14 protein-coding genes are annotated in these 15,649 nt (G+C 72.3%); 6 read left to right on the top strand and 8 right to left on the bottom strand.

What is annotated here, in order from left to right; translation table 11 throughout:
* Positions 1–112: 112 nt before the first annotated feature.
* Positions 113–1,537, top strand: a complete 1,425-nt coding sequence (gene glnA / locus KIS93_RS43870; protein ID WP_080041234.1) for a type I glutamate--ammonia ligase — start codon at positions 113–115, stop codon at positions 1,535–1,537.
* A 110-nt stretch (positions 1,538–1,647) separates the two neighbouring features.
* The gene (locus KIS93_RS43875; protein ID WP_080041235.1) at positions 1,648–2,598 is read left to right on the top strand and encodes a phage baseplate protein; all 951 of its coding nucleotides are present in this window, start codon (positions 1,648–1,650) and stop codon (positions 2,596–2,598) included.
* A 4-nt stretch (positions 2,599–2,602) separates the two neighbouring features.
* Here KIS93_RS43875 and KIS93_RS43880 read toward each other — a convergent pair whose 3' ends face one another.
* Positions 2,603–3,301: a B3/B4 domain-containing protein gene (locus KIS93_RS43880; protein WP_080047054.1), complete on the bottom strand. Its 699-nt coding sequence runs from the start codon at positions 3,299–3,301 to the stop codon at positions 2,603–2,605.
* Between the two features lie 31 nt (positions 3,302–3,332).
* On the bottom strand, positions 3,333–4,574 hold the full coding sequence (locus KIS93_RS43885; protein WP_080041236.1) for an MFS transporter: 1,242 nt from the start codon (positions 4,572–4,574) through the stop codon (positions 3,333–3,335).
* An 84-nt stretch (positions 4,575–4,658) separates the two neighbouring features.
* Between KIS93_RS43885 and KIS93_RS43890 the strand changes: the two genes are divergently transcribed.
* Entirely contained in the window at positions 4,659–5,489 is an 831-nt protein-coding gene (locus tag KIS93_RS43890; protein WP_080047055.1) for a LysR family transcriptional regulator, read from the top strand.
* 6 nt (positions 5,490–5,495) lie between these two features.
* Here the strand turns inward: KIS93_RS43890 and KIS93_RS43895 are convergent, their stop codons facing one another.
* From KIS93_RS43895 to KIS93_RS43905, 3 genes are all read right to left on the bottom strand, one after another.
* A complete protein-coding gene (locus KIS93_RS43895; RefSeq protein ID WP_080041237.1) occupies positions 5,496–6,023 on the bottom strand; it encodes a GNAT family N-acetyltransferase in 528 nt (175 codons plus the stop codon).
* 32 nt (positions 6,024–6,055) lie between these two features.
* The gene (locus KIS93_RS43900) at positions 6,056–7,084 is read right to left on the bottom strand and encodes a hypothetical protein (protein WP_080041238.1); all 1,029 of its coding nucleotides are present in this window, start codon (positions 7,082–7,084) and stop codon (positions 6,056–6,058) included.
* Positions 7,085–7,146: 62 nt separating this feature from the next.
* A complete protein-coding gene (locus tag KIS93_RS43905) occupies positions 7,147–10,074 on the bottom strand; it encodes a bifunctional [glutamine synthetase] adenylyltransferase/[glutamine synthetase]-adenylyl-L-tyrosine phosphorylase (RefSeq protein WP_080041239.1) in 2,928 nt (975 codons plus the stop codon).
* Positions 10,075–10,152: 78 nt separating this feature from the next.
* Between KIS93_RS43905 and KIS93_RS43910 the strand changes: the two genes are divergently transcribed.
* Entirely contained in the window at positions 10,153–10,686 is a 534-nt protein-coding gene (locus KIS93_RS43910; RefSeq protein WP_186404781.1) for an HXXEE domain-containing protein, read from the top strand.
* 54 nt (positions 10,687–10,740) lie between these two features.
* Here KIS93_RS43910 and KIS93_RS43915 read toward each other — a convergent pair whose 3' ends face one another.
* Complete coding sequence (locus tag KIS93_RS43915) at positions 10,741–11,424, bottom strand: type 1 glutamine amidotransferase (protein WP_080041241.1); 684 nt, start codon at positions 11,422–11,424, stop codon at positions 10,741–10,743.
* A 21-nt stretch (positions 11,425–11,445) separates the two neighbouring features.
* Between KIS93_RS43915 and KIS93_RS43920 the strand changes: the two genes are divergently transcribed.
* A complete protein-coding gene (locus KIS93_RS43920) occupies positions 11,446–12,294 on the top strand; it encodes an alpha/beta fold hydrolase (RefSeq protein ID WP_222107860.1) in 849 nt (282 codons plus the stop codon).
* Between the two features lie 83 nt (positions 12,295–12,377).
* On the opposite strand, the gene KIS93_RS43925 is transcribed toward KIS93_RS43920, so the two are convergent.
* Positions 12,378–13,091, bottom strand: coding sequence for a PaaI family thioesterase (locus KIS93_RS43925; RefSeq protein WP_080041243.1), 714 nt, complete (start codon positions 13,089–13,091; stop codon positions 12,378–12,380).
* 440 nt (positions 13,092–13,531) lie between these two features.
* Here KIS93_RS43925 and KIS93_RS43930 point away from each other — a divergent pair, with 440 nt between their 5' ends.
* Positions 13,532–14,140: an ATP-binding protein gene (locus tag KIS93_RS43930; RefSeq protein WP_230465422.1), complete on the top strand. Its 609-nt coding sequence runs from the start codon at positions 13,532–13,534 to the stop codon at positions 14,138–14,140.
* A gap of 1 nt (position 14,141) precedes the next feature.
* On the opposite strand, the gene KIS93_RS43935 is transcribed toward KIS93_RS43930, so the two are convergent.
* The gene (locus KIS93_RS43935; RefSeq protein ID WP_080041245.1) at positions 14,142–15,503 is read right to left on the bottom strand and encodes a glutamine synthetase family protein; all 1,362 of its coding nucleotides are present in this window, start codon (positions 15,501–15,503) and stop codon (positions 14,142–14,144) included.
* Between the last annotated feature and the right edge of the window lie 146 nt (positions 15,504–15,649).

Consider the following 15,649-nt stretch of genomic DNA (forward strand, 5'->3'; position numbering starts at 1 on the left):
GGCTTTGCGGCACCCTGACCCTGCGTAACACGTGCGAAACAATCGAGACACCGTACGGAAACGGCCGCGCCCTAGCGTCGCAATGATGGCCAGTCCCCAGGGAGGTTCGAGAGTGTTCAACTCCGCCGACGACGTCCTGAAGTTCATCAGTGACGAAGGGGTGCAGTTCGTCGATGTCAGGTTCACCGACCTGCCGGGGACGACGCACCACTTCACCTTCCCGGTTGAAAACTTCAGCGCGAGCGTCTTCACCGACGGACTCATGTTCGACGGCTCGTCGATCCGCGGCTTCCAGCAGATCCACGAGTCCGACATGCTCCTGCTGCCCGACCCGTCCAGCGCCGTGGTGGACCCGTTCCGCCAGCACAAGACGCTCAACCTGAACTTCTTCGTGCACGACCCGCTGACGGGCGAGGCCTACAGCCGCGACCCGCGCAACGTCGCCCGCAAGGCGGAGGAGTACCTCAAGGGCACGGGCATCGCCGACACGGTGTACTTCGGCCCGGAGGCCGAGTTCTACATCTTCGACGACGTCCGCTTCGAGACGAAGCAGAACGCCGGCTACTACTACATCGACTCCATCGAGGGCGCCTGGAACACCGGCAAGGCCACCGAGGGCGGCAACCTCGGTTACAAGCCGCGCTACAAGGGCGGCTACTTCCCCGTCCCGCCGATGGACCACTTCACCGACCTGCGCTCGGAGATGGTGCGCAACCTCATCGAGGTCGGCATCGACGTCGAGATGCAGCACCACGAGGTCGGCACGGCCGGTCAGGCGGAGATCGACTTCAAGTTCGGCACGCTGCTGAAGACGGCCGACAACCTCATGCTCTACAAGTACGTGATCAAGAGCACGGCGCTGGAGTACGGCCACACGGTCACGTTCATGCCCAAGCCGATCTTCGGTGACAACGGCTCCGGCATGCACTGCCACCAGTCGCTGTGGAAGGACGGCTCGCCGCTCTTCTACGACGAGGTCGGCTACGCGGGCCTGTCCGACACCGCCCGCTACTACATCGGCGGCCTGCTCAAGCACGCGCCGTCGCTGCTGGCGTTCACCAACCCGACGGTCAACTCCTACCACCGGCTGGTGCCGGGCTACGAGGCGCCGGTCAACCTGGTCTACTCGCAGCGCAACCGCTCGGCCTGCGTGCGCATCCCGATCACGGGCTCCAACCCGAAGGCCAAGCGCATCGAGTTCCGCGTCCCCGACCCGTCGTGCAACCCGTACTTCGCGTTCTCGGCGATGCTGATGGCCGGCATCGACGGCATCCGCAACAAGATCGAGCCGCCGGAGCCGGTCGACAAGGACCTCTACGAGCTGCCGCCCGAGGAGGCCCGCAACATCCCGCAGGTGCCTGGCTCGCTCACCGACGTGCTCAACGCGCTGGAGAGCGACCACGACTACCTGCTCGAAGGCGGCGTGTTCACGCCTGACCTGATCGAGACGTGGATCTCGTACAAGCGGGAGAACGAGGTCGACCCGATCCGGCTGCGCCCGCACCCGCACGAGTTCGAGTTGTACTACGACGTGTAGTCGTCCCGTCACGGCCCGGCATCCCACGAGGTGCCGGGCCGTTTCGCGTTGAGGGAGGGCCCCATAGGGTGTGATGATCGCGAGATGACTCCCAGTCGAACGGATGAGACATGACCCCCTCCTCGCCGCTCACCCGCAGGGGCCTGCTCAAGCTCGGCGCCGGTGTCGCCGCCACCACCGCGCTGGCGCCCGTGAGTGCCGCCTCCGCCGCCGAGGGCCGCTTCGAGCTGACCGCCCCGTCGACGTCCCTGATCTGGCGCAAGGCCCTCCAGGACGAGACGGTCCTGCAGTCGTTCGCCATCGACAACGCCCACGGCCACATCTACACCGTCCAGGTCAAGAACGGCGCCGGCTCCGACGCGGCCGGCCACCTGTGCCTGACCAAGCTCAGCCTGACGGGCTCGATCCTCGGCCACATGTACCTCATGGGCTTCGGCCACGGCGTCCAGATCGGCGTGGAGCCGTCGGGCTCGGCCGCCTACCTGTGGACGGAGACCGACGGGGTGCCCGTGGAGAACAGCTCGCGGGGCACCCGGCTGTGCCGCTTCAAGTTCGTCAACGGGCAGACGCTGACCACGTCGTCGTCGGCGCTCACCAAGTACTCCCTCGTGCCGGGCGCCACCAACACGACGTGCACGATCGACCCGTCCACCGACCGGCTGGTGACGCGCTACTGGAGTGAGGGCTCGTTCAGGTTCGCGGTGTTCCCGCTGGCGTCGGTCAAGGCGGGCGCGCCCGAGAAGCTGCACGACATCGCCCAGCCCGCCGGCCTGGGCACCTTCCAGGGCTACGCCGCCTACGGGAACTTCGTCTACATCCTGACCGGCAACTCCTACGACATCAGCCCGCCGCCCGGCAACACGTACATCACCTGCCTCGACCTGCGCACCGGCGAGCAGGTGCAGCGGGCCAGGAGCGTGGCGGGCCAGTCGCTGAACTACCGGGAGCCGGAGGGCATGGGCATCCAGATCGTGTCGGGGGCGCCCCGGCTGTGCCTGGGCCTGGCCTCCGAGCCGGGGCCGCGGCTGGCCAGCATCTTCTACAAGAGCGAGCTGATCTGACGGGTCAGGCCGGGAACTCGAAGCGGGGCGCGGCCGGGGTCAGGATCGCCGACTTCGGGGTGACGGGCCAGAGCGTGTTGAGCTCGTCGGCGAGCGTGGCCACCAGCGCCTCGACGTCGGCGGCGGCGGTGTCGTGCAGCGCCTCCGCGACGATCAGCACGTTGGCCGTGCTGTCACGCACGGCCGAGTGGCCGCTCTGGCGGTTGGTCCAGCGGCGGGCGTGCGCCCGGCCGGCCGCGTCGGCGAAGATCACCTCGCCGGCGGGCGGCTGCTCCGTCGCGCCGCCGAAGGTCATGTACGTCTCGTCGCCCGCGGCGTACCGGACCTCGACGTGGGAGGTGATGCGGGAGACGTCGAAGACGGCGATGGGGACGGCGTAGGCGATGGACACCGCGTTGCACAGGTCGATCAGGGGGTGCAGGCGCGGCAGCGCGCCTTCCTTCCTGAAGCGGCGCAGCAGCGCCTCGGAGGCGCACCGGTATTGGGTCGGCTTGAGCCCCATGCGGGCGAAGGTGCGCCGCCACGCCTGGATCTCCGGCAGGTCGCTCTCGGAGGCGCCGGCCAGCCGGGCGGCAGCCCGCTCGGCGTGGGCGGCGATGCGCGCCCCCGCGTCGGCGTCGGGGGTGATGCCCTCGGCGTAGAGGGCCGCGGGGACGAGCTCGGGGAAATCGCGCCAGATGTCGCTCGAATGCTGGAAGAACACGTGCACCCCATCGTCGTGGCCGCTGAGCCTCTCACGATACTCCGATCACCGCGCGGCGGGCGGCAACGGCGTACCCGGCGCAGGTCAGCGCCGCCAGGACGGCCGCCGTCAGCAGGGGCTGACCGATGACGCCCATGACCGCGACGCCGAGCGTGGCGCCGACCTGGCGGAAGGCGTTCAGCACGCCGCCGGCGGTGCCGGCCGTGCCGGGCGGGGCGCTGTTGACCATCCCGGCCATGAGGGCGGGCAGCACGAAGGACAGGCCGAAGCCCAGCACCACGAGCCAGGGGATGAGCACGTCGGTGAGCGCGGTGCCCGCCAGGCCGGCCGCGATGAGGGCCAGGCCGCCGAGGATGGGCGGGCGCGGGCCGTAGCGGGCCACGAGGCGGCCGGTGAGCAGCGGGTTCACCGTCATGGGCAGCGTCAGCGGCAGGAACGCGAGCCCGGCGGCCATCGGGCTGAGGTGCTGGGTGTCCTGGAGGAGCAGGGTCAGCACGAACAGGGCGCCGGAGAAGGCGAAGTTGGCCACCGTGCCGGCGAGCAGCTCCGGCCAGGTGGCGGCGAGCAGGCCGCCGGGCAGGGCGGGGGCGTGGCTGCGCCGCTCGGCCAGCACCAGGGCGGCCAGGACGGGCAGGGCCAGCAGGGCCGCCACGGGGGCTGCGTCGATCAGCGCCTCGGCGACCAGGCCGAGCAGGGCGCAGGCCAGCACCTGGACCCACCAGTCGATCATGCGGCTGCCGCGCGGCGAGGTGACCTTGCGCATGGCCAGCAGGCTGATCAGGGCGATGGGCGGGTTGAGCAGGAAGACGGCGCGCCAGCCGTACAGGTCGACGAGGACGCCGCCGAGCAGCGGGCCGGCCGCCAGCGCGCTGCCGGTGATGGCCGCCCACAGGCCGGTGGCGCGGGCCCGGGCGGCGGGCTGCGGGAACATCTCGGCGAGCAGGCCGAGCGAGCCGCCCGTGCACAGCGCGCCCGCCACCCCGAGCAGGGCGCGCAGGCCGATCAGCACACCCAGGTTCGGGGCGGCGGCGCTGAGCAGCGAGATCACGCCGAACGACGCCACGCCGAGCTTGAAGACGCGGGCCGCGCCGTACCGGTCGGCGACCGCTCCCCCGGTGAGCAGGCAGGCGGCGAAGGCGACCGTGTACGCGTTGACCGCCCACTGCTGGCCGGCCAGCGAGCCGCCGAGCGATTCCCGCAGATCGGGCAAGGCGATCGTCAGGACGGTGGTGTCGAGGATCACCAGGAAGTAGGCGAGGGAGAAACCGAACATGCCCTTCAGCCTGCTGAAACGCGGTGCCCTGGCTCAACAGGCGCTGCCGCAGGGAGCATTCGGGAAAGCCTTATGCTGGTTCGCATGGAGTTGCGGCAGTTGAAGGGGTTCGTGGCGGTGGCCACGTCCGGCTCCGTCACGGCGGCCGCCAATGACCTGGGCCTGGCTCCCGCCTCGGTGTCGGAGCAGGTGCGCAGGCTGGAGGCCGGGCTCGGCGTCGCGCTCTTCGAGCGTACGGCGCGCGGCATGCGGCTGACCGAGCCGGGCACGGCGCTGCTCGCGCGGGCGCAGGGCCTGCTCGACCACGCCGACGAGGTGCGGCGGGCCGTGACGGGCGCGCGCCGGCGGGTGCGCATCGGCGCGCTGGAGATGCTGGCCGCCGCCAAGCTGCCCGCCGTGATCCGCCGCCTGGCCGAGCGCCGCCCCGACCTCGACGTGAGCGTGGAGTCGCGCACCCGGCAGTCGCTGCTGGACGCGGTGGCGGGCGGGCGGCTGGACGCCGCGCTGCTGCTGGACCTCGGCGACCGGGTCGGCGGGCTGGGGTTCGCCCGGCCGGCCGGGATGGACCACGTGGACGTGGGCGAGGTGCGGCTGTCGCTGGTGGCGGCGCCCGACGGCGACCGGGAGCCGCTGCTGGTCAGCCCGTCGGGCTGCTCGATCCGGCTGGCGGCCGATCAGCTGTTCGGCGCGGAGGTGCCGCGCAGGGAGCTGTCCAGCATCACCACCGCCCGCGAGTGGTCCAGGCAGGGGCTGGGCGCGGCGCTGCTGCCGGACTTCGCGCTGGGCTCCGACCTCGACTCGGGGGCGCTGGTGGAGCTGGGCCTCGACGCGCCCGCGCTGGCGCTGCGGCTGGTGTGGATGCGGGAGCGCGAGCCGTCCCTGCGCGACGTCCTGTACGCCCTGAGCGCCTCTTGACCGCTCTCAGGGCCGCTTGAGCCGGTAGAGCACGTGCCGCCGCAGCGGGCTGCCCTCGGGCACCCGGGGATGGTCGAAGTCCTCGGCCGGATCCCTCGTCATGCCGAGCCGGCGCATCACCGCCTGGGAGCGCACGTTGGACGCGGCGGTCATCGAGATGATGCCGTCGAGCCCGGCCTCCTCGAAGGCGTACCGGGCGGCCCGTCTGGCGGCCTCGATCGCGTACCCGTGGCCCCACGCCGGGCGCGCCAGCCGCCAGCCGATCTCCACGGCGGGCAGGAAGGGCGCCTCGAAGGTCTGCAGCGCGAGCCCGGCGAAGCCGATGAACGCCCCGCTCTCCCGCACCTCCAGCGCCCACAGCCCGTAGCCGAGCCGGTCGAACTGCTCCTCGATCCGGTCCACCATCGCATCGCTCTGCGCCCGGGTGAGCGGGGCCGGGAAGTGCTCCATCACCTCGGGATCGGCGTTCATGGCCGCGAAGGGCTCCTTGTCCGCCTCGCGCCATCGGCGCATGATCAGCCGTTCCGTCTCCATCCGGCCCAGGGTACGCGCCCGGGGGCGTCCGCTCAGCGCCGCGACTTGATGCCGGTGATGCGCCGGAACACGTCCCACCAGAACGGCGCCCCGAACAGCAGCGCCACGTACGTCAGCAGGAAGCCCGGCCAGTGGCTCGGCGTCGTGATCCGGCCCCACCAGACCGGGAAGTTGCCCTGCACGCTCGGGTCGCCCTGCGCCGGGATCGACACGCTGACCATCGCCTGCCCCATCAGCTTCACCAGGGCGGGCTCGCTCAGCAGCTCCGTCACGCACGGCACCGGGTCGCCGCCCGTGCACTGCTGCTTCAGCTCGTTGTACGCGTCGGGCCCCGCCTCCGTCACGGCCGTCACCGAGGCGCGGAAGGCGTTGTCGCGCAGCAGCGTCTTGGCGTACTCGAAGCCGTCCATGGAGAACAGCAGCGTCACCACGACGCCCAGCAGGGCCACCGCCCACTTGACGTAGCGGCGGTAGAGCATGGACAGCCGCTGCATCTCGCCGTCGAACCAGGTCTCCACCCCCTTCCTGAACCGGTCGAGGTCGCCCTGCGCGCTCTCCCACACGCCCTTCAGGTGGCCGTAGAGCGGGCTGTCGATGCGCTGCAGCTTGTTGAGGAACTCGGGGATGTTCCCGTTCTCGGTCGCGGCCAGCTCCATCACGGCCACCGCGAACCGCTCCGGCGGGATGTTCGCGATGCTCGTCCTGCCGCGCTTGCGGTGGTCGATCTCCCGTACCCGCGCGTACAGGAGGTTCATCATGGAGTCGCTGGTCTTCGTCGCGGGCATCTCGCCGGGGTCGGCGGGCGCCGGCTGGTTGCTGTGCTTCGGACGGGGGTCGGGGCCGAACGGCAGCGCGACCAGCACGTCACGGAGGCTGCCGGGCAGCCACGACGGCGCCTTGTCCCCGACTCCGTCCAGGGTGTCCCTGAGGTAGGCCCACAGGAACTTGCTGCGGATGGACAGCACCCGCACGAACGCCTCGTTGAGGCCGCTCACCAGCAGCGACAGCAGCAGGAACGCCACCACCAGGCCGAGGGCCAGATCCACGTATACGGATAACACCGCGCCTTGATACACCCACGCCGTGTATCAGCGCAATGACGCACGGCATTGCGCGGAAGGGGTCAGGCGCCGTAGAAGACCCGGTCCATGACTTTGCGGGCGCGGCGGGTGACGCGCCGGTAGTCGTCGAGGAAGTCCTCGGAGCCGTCGGGCGGGTAGCCGAGGGTCTGCGCGAGCATCCGGCGCTCTCCCCCGTCGCGCGGGACGCTGTCGCCGGGACGGCCCTTCATCAGCATGATCGCGTCGCGGACCCGCGAGGCGAACCGCCAGGACTCCGCCAGCACCGCCTCGTCGTCCGGATCCAGCAGCCCCTCCCCCACGGCGGCCCGCAGCGCCTCCAGCGTGCGGGTGGTGCGCAGGGACGGGCGCTCGCCGGCGTGGCAGAGTTGGAGGAGCTGGGCCACCCACTCCACGTCCGACAGCCCGCCGGGCCCGAGCTTGGTGTGCAGGGCGGGGTCGGCGCCGCGCGGCAGCCGCTCGGCCTCCATGCGGGCCTTGAGCCGCCGGATCTCCCTGATCGCGTCGTCGCGCAGGCCGCTCTGCGGGTAGCGCAGCTCGTCGATCATGGCGGTGAACGCCGCCCCCAGCTCGGCGTCGCCGGCCGAGAAGCGGGCCCGCAGCAGGGCCTGCGCCTCCCACGGCGCCGACCAGCGGGAGTAGTAGGCGCGGTAGGAGGCCAGCGTGCGCACCAGCGGGCCCTGGCGGCCCTCCGGGCGCAGGTCGGGGTCGATGAGCAGGGGCGGGTCGGGGGCGGGCAGCGACAGCAGGCGGCGCAGCTCGTTGGCGACGGCGAAGGCGGCGTCGCCGGCCTCCCGCTCATCGGCCCCGGGCCGCGGCGAGTGCACGAACATGACGTCGGCGTCGCTGGCGTAGGAGCACTCCATGCCGCCCAGCCGGCCCATCGCGATGATCGCGAAGGAGGTGACGGGCGGGACCTTGCTGAGCGCGGCGTCGAGCGCGGCCTGGAGGGTCACGTCGTTGAGCCGCGACAGGGCGGTGCCGACGGTCTCGATGTCGATCAGGCCGGAGATGTCGGCCACGGCGGTGCGGAACAGCTCTTTGCGGCGCAGCGCCCGCACCGCCGTGACGGCGCCCTCGGGGTCGCCGGCGTAGCGGGACACGGCGGCGGACGCCTCGCCGAGCAGCGACTCCGGCGGGCGCACGGCCAGCTCGTCGTCGGAGCCCAGCATCGCCACCGCGTCGGGGGCGTGCATGAGCAGGCCGGTGGCGTAGCGGCTGGTGCCGAGCACGCGCGCCATCCTGGCCGCTACGGCGGTCTCGTCGCGCAGCAGCCGCAGGTACCACGGCGTGCTGCCCAGCTTGTCGCTGACCTGGCGGAACCCGAGCAGCGCGGCGTCGGGGTCGGGCGTGTCGGCGAACCAGCCGAGCATGACCGGCAGCAGCGTGCGCTGGATGGCGGCCCGCCGGGACACGCCGGTGGACAGGTTCGCGATGTGCCGCAGCGCGCCGCGCGGATCGACGTAGCCGAGCGCCTCCAGCCGGGCCGCCGCCGCGGCGGTGGACAGCCGCGCCTCCGACTCGGGCAGCCGCGCCACGGCCTGCAGCAGCGGCCGGTAGAACAGCTTCTCGTGCAGCCGCCGCGCCTCCATCGCGTGCCGCCGCCACCGCGCCGTGAACTCGCCGACGGGGTCGGCCTGCATGCCCAGCGCCCGCCCCAGCCTGCGCAGATCGTCGTCGCCGGTGGGCACGACGTGGGTGCGGCGCAACCGGTGCAGCTGCAGCAGGTGCTCGACCTGTCGCAGGAACGTGTACGCCTCCGCCAGCCCGCGCGAGTCGTCGCGGCCGACGTAGCCGCCCCGCGACAGGGCCGCCAGCGCCGGGAGCGTGGCCCTGCGGCGCAGCAAAGGGTCGAGCCGGCCGTGCACGAGCTGCAGGAGCTGCACGGCGAACTCGATGTCGCGCAGCCCGCCCGGCCCCAGCTTGAGCTGCCGCTCGCCCTCGGCCCGCACGTGGGCCTCGACGCGGCGGCGCATGGCCTGCACGTCCTCGACGAAGTGCTCGCGGGTGGCGGCCGACCACACCATCTCGTTGACCGCCTCGACGTAGGCGCCGCCCAGCTCCAGGTCGCCGGCCACGGGCCGGGCCTTGAGCAGCGCCTGGAACTCCCACGTCTTGGCCCAGCGGCGGTAGTAGGCGAGGTGGCTGGCCAGCGTGCGCACCAGCGGCCCCGAGCGGCCCTCCGGGCGCAGCCCGGCGTCGACCTCCCACAGCGAGCCCTCGGGGGTGGTGGCGGAGCAGGCCCGCATCATGGCCTGGGCCAGCCGGGTGGCGGCGCGCAGCGCCTTGGCCTCGTCGGCGCCCTCCCTCGGCTCCGCCACGAAGATCACGTCGACGTCGCTGATGTAGTTGAGCTCTCTGGCGCCGCACTTGCCCATGCCGATGACCGCGAAGCGCACCTCGCCGGCCTCGACCTCGGTGCGGGCGACGGCGAGCGCGGCCTCCAGCGCGGCGCCGGCCAGGTCGGACAGCTCGGCGGTGACCTCGCCGAGCGTGGCCTGGCCGGTCAGGTCGCGGGCGGCCAGGTGCGCCAGGCGGCCCCGGTAGGCGACGCGCAGCGCCGTCAGCGCGCCGGTGCCGCCCTCGGCCGCGCGCGGCTCGCTCTCGCCCGGCTCGGCGCCGACCGCCCGCAGCAGCTCGGCCCTGGCCTCGCCGAGCCGCTGCTCGGCCAGGCGGGCCACCTGGCCGGGGTGGCGGACCAGGTGCTCGCCGAGCGCGGCGCTGACGCCGAGCACGGCCAGGAGCCTGCCGCGCAGGACCTCGTCGGAGCGGACGGCCTCGAGCACGGCCGGCTCGCGCTCGATCAGGCGGATCAGCGAGACCAGCGCCTGATCGGGATCGGCCACCTCGACCAGGGACTCCAGGATGTCGTCCAGGTCGGCCTCCGACTGGCGGACGAGCTGCGCCGCCCTGACGGCGTCGGCGAAGCCGAGCTTCGCGAGGCGCGCGGCGGTGGATTCGATCCTGGGCACCCCTCCATCTTGACAGCTCTTGCGTGTTTCGCCGTAACATGCGAACGCAACGTTGCGTTGTGTTTTGAGGGGGTCGAGATGGCGGCAGGACGGGTTCCGGCAGGAGTGGCGTGGGGGTTGCTGGCCGCCTGGGCGGTGCACGACGCCGAGGAGCTGGCGACGATGGCGCGGTGGACGCGGGCGGCGCGGCCCCGCCTGGAGGAGCGCTTCCCGCGGGTGCCGTGGGAGCGGATCGAGGTGTCGCAGGCGCACGCGAGCGTGGCCATCGGGCTGATGGGCGGGGTCATGGCCACGGCCTCGGCGCTGGGGGCGCGCACGGGCGGGCGGAGCGCGATGTTCCAGGCGGCGCTGGCCGGGTTCGGGGTGCACGGGGTGGTGCATCTCGCCCAGGCCGCGCTCTTTCGCGGGTACACGCCGGGCGTGGTGACGGCGCCGGTCGTCGTGATCCCGTACGCGGTGTGGGCGTGGCGGCGGCTGCGGCGGGCCGGAGTGCCGGCGACCGGGCCCGGGGCGGCCGTGGCGGCGTTCCCGCTGGTCCTGGCGGGCGTGCACGTCGGCGCGCACGCCCTCACCTCAGGGAGGAAGAAGGTCAGGCGGGACGGCCGTTCCTGACCGCACGCGAGGTGGCGCTCAGGCGGGCGTTTCGGCCCGCACGCGAGGTGACGCTCAGGCGGGGCGGCCGTTCCTGACGATGTCGGCGAACGCGCGCGCCACCGGGCGCCAGGTGGCCACCAGCGCGCTCTCGGCGGCCTTCACCCCGGCGTTGAGCTCCTCGGCCGTATCCAGGCCGGAGTCCGCCGTCCACGAGGCGAAGATCTCCGGCGTGGCCTCGGGGTGGAACTGCACGGCCCAGGCCGCCTCGCCGAGCCGGTAGGCCTGGTTCGGGTACTGGGCGCCGGTCATCAGCGGCACGGCCCCGTCGGGCAGCCGCGTCATGGCGTCCTGGTGGTACTGGATCGCCACGGCGGTGGTGATGCCCGACAGCAGGGGGTCGGTGGCGGCGGCGGGCAGCGCGACGACCTCGCGGGCGCCCACCTCCAGCCCGTTGCCGCCGCGCTCCACCGTCCCGCCGCACGCCAGGGTGAGCAGCTGCGCGCCTAGGCAGATGGCCAGCGTGGGGGTTGCGTCGTCGACGGCGCGGCGCAGCAGGTCGCGGGTGGCGGGCTGCCAGGGGCTGCGCTCGTCCTCCCAGGCCGCCGCCGCGCCGCCGAGCACGACGAGCCCGTCCGCCGCCCGCTCGGGGACCTCCTCCCCCAGGTACGGCCGCACGACCTCGCAGGCGACGCCGAGCCACTGCGCGAGGTAACCGAGCCCGGCCTCGGCCTCATGTTCGATGACGGTGATTCGCATATGAGGAATTATGTGGAGATTATGAGGATTGACGAGGTCGGCGGTCTGCGGATCGCCACGTTCGGAACGGGACCGCGCACGATCATCGCCGTCCACGGCATCACCGCCTCGCTCATGGCCTGGGCCGGGGCCGGGCGGCGGCTGCCGGAGGGCTGGTCGCTGGTGGCCATGGACCTGCGCGGGCGCGGGCACAGCGCGGGCCTGCCCGGCCCGTACGGGCTGCCCAGGCACGCCGAGGACGTGCTGCGCGTGGCCGACCACGTCGGAGCCGGCCCGGACGCGGTGCTGACGGGCCATTCCATGGGCGCGTACGTGGCGGCGCTCGCCGGCGCCCAGCGCGAGTTCGCCAGGGTCGTGCTGGTGGACGGCGGGATCCCGCTGGCGCCGATCCCCGAGGGCACGGACCCCGACGCGGCACTGGAGGCGGCGCTCGGCCCGGCGCTGGCCCGGCTGCGGCAGACGTTCCCGTCGGCGGAGGCGTACGTGGACTTCTTCAAGGCGCACCCGGCCTTCGCCGGCCGCTGGAACGCCGACGTCGAGGCGTACGTGCGCTACGACCTGACGGGCCCCGAAGGCGCGCTGCGCTCCCGCGCGGCGGGCGAGGCGGTGCTGGCCGACGGCCGGTGGCTGCACCTGGAGCGGGAGGCCATCGGGGCGGCGCTGACGGCGATCAAGGCGCCGCTGTTCCTGCTCAGGGCGCCGCGCGGGCTGCTCGACCAGGAGACGGGGATGCTGCCCGACGACCTGGTGCGGCCCTGGAAGGAGCGGCTGCCGGGGCTGCGCGACGAGGTGGTGCCCGACTGCAACCACTACACGATCCTGTTCGACGAGCGCTGCGTGGCCACCGTCGTGGACCGGCTGACCGCCTAGAACGGCGAAGGCCCCCGAGAGCGGCTCGGGGGCCTTGGTCCGTTCGTCAAAGGGAGCCCAGAAAGAGAGCTCAAAAAGGAAGCTCAGCGTGGAGCGATCCACGTGGCGCGGGCGGCGGCGACCAGCGTGCCGTCCACCTCGTAGATGGCGCTCTGGCCGAACATCTTGCGGCCGTCGCGCCCGGTCGGGCGGGCCACCACCGAGTAGCGGCCACCCGGCAGCACCGGGCGGTGGATCTGCACGGCCAGGCGGCCGAGCAGGGCGCTCTCACCGGGGCCGAAGTGCGCCCAGCCGGTGATGCAGTCGAGCACCGCGCCGACGATGGAGGCGGGCACGCCGTCCTCGCCGGTCACGGTGAACGGCACCCGCCAGCCGGCCGCCACGAGGTCGCTGCCCTCCACCGGGCCGGGGAAGATCCGCAGGCCGTCACCGGGCTCGCGCAGGCCGCAGGCGAAGCACTCCGCGAACGGGTGCGCCTTGAGCCCCGCGAACCCGGCCTCGGCGCGGGCCGCGTCGTTGAACGGCACGAACCCGGGGCCCTCCAGCTCCTCGGCCACGGGGATCGCCTCGACGAGCAGCTTGTCGCCGTGCGAGAGGGACACCGTGTTGGCCACGTGCTCCAGCCGCAGCTCGGTCTCCAGCGGCGTGGGGGCGTGCAACGTGACCTCGACGGCTGATCGGCCACCGTTCAGCGCCTCCGCCATGGTGCCCGCGATCCAGCCGCCGTTGGCGACGCCCACGGGACCACGGAAGCGCTGGGGAACGGTCAACACGGTCTGCAGGGCAGCCGTCGTCATGCCACACCCTCCTATATCGCCACACAAGGCGAGAAGTCCGGAAATATCATAAAGAGCAGGCCGATTTTACTGGACTCCCGGTTTACCTAGGATGCGGGGGTCCGGTGGCTGCTCGGTACGTCTCCATAACGCCTTGAAGGGGCCCGAAACTTCCCCCACCGGGTAACGAGACGCTAGGCGCCGCGGATCACGCGGATGTGACTCGGGGGTCAGAAGCAACGAAAATCGGCCCCACTCGGAAACCGCTCCGGGAGTGAGGCCGATCAAGGCGTTGGCAGTACCTTAACGAGGTTTCCCGGCCGCCGCGACCAAACGGCGGATTCTCGCCGATCACGGAGCGGGGTGCGCGTCTCGGCCCATCCTCGGAGAGGCTGGTACCACGCGCCCTATGCTGGCGCGGCAGGGGTAGGTACGGCGGATCGGGCGGAAGGGTGTTGCGTGTGGAGGGGGCGAGGCTTCGGTACCCGCCGGGGGCCCTGGTCATCCTGACGGGGCTGCCGGGAGCGGGCAAGACCACGCTGCTGCGGCGCCTGTACGGCATGCACGGCGCCGAGAGCCTGCCCGTGACCTCCGGCGCGGTGGCGGTGATCGACTCGGCGCAGTCGAAGCGGCACTGGCAGGGCCGGCTCGCGTGGGCGCCCTACCCGGTGCGCCGCGCGGTGGTGTTCGTCACCCATGTGACGCGCATCCGGCAGGCCCTGACGCAGGGGCACGCGGTGGTGGCGCACAACCGGGGCTGCGGCCCGTACGTGCTGCGGGGTTTCGCCTGGCTGGCGCGCCGGCACGGCGCGGACTTCCACCTGCTCCTGCTCGACGCCCCGCCGGACGAGGCGCTGGCGGGGCAGCGGGCCAGGGGCCGGGTGGTGGCGGCCCGCACGTTCGCCCGGCATCAGCGCAGGTGGGACAGCCTGCTCGCGCGGGTGAAGGGCGGCGACCCGGCTCCGGCGGCCGGGGCGCGCATCATGGACCGGGCGGAGGCCGGGCTGCTGGAGGCGATCGTGTTCGACTCGATCAGCGGCACCGGCCCGCGCCGGCCGTCGCGGACGTAGGTCAGAGCACGGGCAGGTAGCGGCCGAGCTCGAACTCGGTGACGTGGCGGCGGTACTCGCGCCACTCGCTGCGCTTGTTGCGCAGGAAGAAGTCGAAGACGTGCTCGCCCAGCGTCTCGGCCACCAGCTCGCTGCGCTCCATGACCTCGATCGCGTCGTTGAGCGAGCCGGGCAGCGGCTGGATGCCGAGGGCGCGCCGCTCGGCGCTGGTCAGGGTCCAGACGTTGTCCTCGGCGGCGGGCGGCAGGTCGTAGCTCTCCTCGATGCCCTTCAGCCCGGCGGCCAGGATCAGCGCGAAGGCCAGGTAGGGGTTGCAGGCGGAGTCGAGCGAGCGGAACTCGATGCGGGTCGAGCCGCCCTTGTGCGGCTTGTACATGGGCACCCGGACCAGGGCCGAGCGGTTGTTGTGGCCCCAGCACACGTAGGAGGGGGCCTCGCCGCCCAGCCCGGCGATGGCCTCGGCGCCGCCCCACAGCCGCTTGTAGGAGTTGACCCACTGGTTGGTGACGGCGGTGATCTCGGCGGCGTGCCGCAGCAGCCCCGCGATGAACGAGCGGCCGATCTTGGACAGCCGGTAGTCGGTGCCCGCCTCGTAGAAGGCGTTGCGGTCGCCCTCGAACAGCGACATGTGCGTGTGCATGCCGGAGCCGGGGTGCTCGGTGAACGGCTTGGGCATGAACGAGGCCCAGATGCCCTGCTCCAGCGCGACCTCCTTCATGACCAGGCGGAAGGTCATGATGTTGTCGGCCGTGGTGAGCGCGTCGGCGTAGCGCAGGTCGATCTCCTGCTGGCCGGGCGCGCCCTCGTGGTGGCTGAACTCGACGGAGATGCCCATCGACTCGAGCATCATGATCGCCTGGCGCCGGAAGTCGTGGCCGGAGCTGTGGGGCGTGTGGTCGAAGTAGCCGCCGGAGTCGATCGGCTCGGGCCGCTGGCCGGGCTCGGGACGGTTCTTCAGCAGGAAGAACTCGATCTCGGGGTGGGTGTAGAAGGTGAAGCCCATGTCGGCGCACTTGGCGAGCGTGCGCTTGAGCACCCAGCGCGGGTCGGCGTGCGACGGCGTGCCGTCGGGCATGAGGATGTCGCAGAAGATGCGCGCCGCGCCCGGCGTCTCGCTGCGCCACGGCAGGATCTGGAACGTGGCCGGGTCGGGCTTGGCCAGCATGTCGGACTCGTAGACGCGGGCGAAGCCCTCGATGGCCGACCCGTCGAACCCGATGCCCTCGGCGAAGGCCCCTTCCAGCTCGGCAGGCGCGATCGCGACGGACTTGAGGAAGCCGAGCACGTCGGTGAACCACAGCCGGATGAACCGGATGTCGCGTTCCTCGAGTGTGCGGAGCACGAACTCCTGCTGGCGGTCCACAGCATCCCCTCGTTCGACGGACGGTATCGGGTCACACACCAGCATGCCGTGTCCGTGTTTCGCACACGTTACGGGGGGTGCCGGTGCGAGCCTCGCTGACAAAGGGCCCGCCCCGACTTACTGTGATCACGCAGTCAGTCTCGGGG

This window comes from [Actinomadura] parvosata subsp. kistnae (assembly GCF_900323885.1).
GTDB classification, from domain to species: domain Bacteria; phylum Actinomycetota; class Actinomycetes; order Streptosporangiales; family Streptosporangiaceae; genus Nonomuraea; species Nonomuraea composti.

Bases quoted from the DNA above. Each gene is read 5' to 3' on its own strand.
- KIS93_RS43925 (WP_080041243.1), bottom strand. From the start codon at position 13,091: ATGACGACGGCTGCCCTGCAGACCGTGTTGACCGTTCCCCAGCGCTTC.
- KIS93_RS43890 (WP_080047055.1), top strand. From the start codon at position 4,659: ATGGAGTTGCGGCAGTTGAAGGGGTTCGTGGCGGTGGCCACGTCCGGC.
- KIS93_RS43910 (WP_186404781.1), top strand. From the start codon at position 10,153: ATGGCGGCAGGACGGGTTCCGGCAGGAGTGGCGTGGGGGTTGCTGGCC.
- KIS93_RS43920 (WP_222107860.1), top strand. From the start codon at position 11,446: ATGAGGATTGACGAGGTCGGCGGTCTGCGGATCGCCACGTTCGGAACG.
- KIS93_RS43915 (WP_080041241.1), bottom strand. From the start codon at position 11,424: ATGCGAATCACCGTCATCGAACATGAGGCCGAGGCCGGGCTCGGTTAC.
- KIS93_RS43875 (WP_080041235.1), top strand. From the start codon at position 1,648: ATGACCCCCTCCTCGCCGCTCACCCGCAGGGGCCTGCTCAAGCTCGGC.
- KIS93_RS43885 (WP_080041236.1), bottom strand. From the start codon at position 4,574: ATGTTCGGTTTCTCCCTCGCCTACTTCCTGGTGATCCTCGACACCACC.
- KIS93_RS43895 (WP_080041237.1), bottom strand. From the start codon at position 6,023: ATGGAGACGGAACGGCTGATCATGCGCCGATGGCGCGAGGCGGACAAG.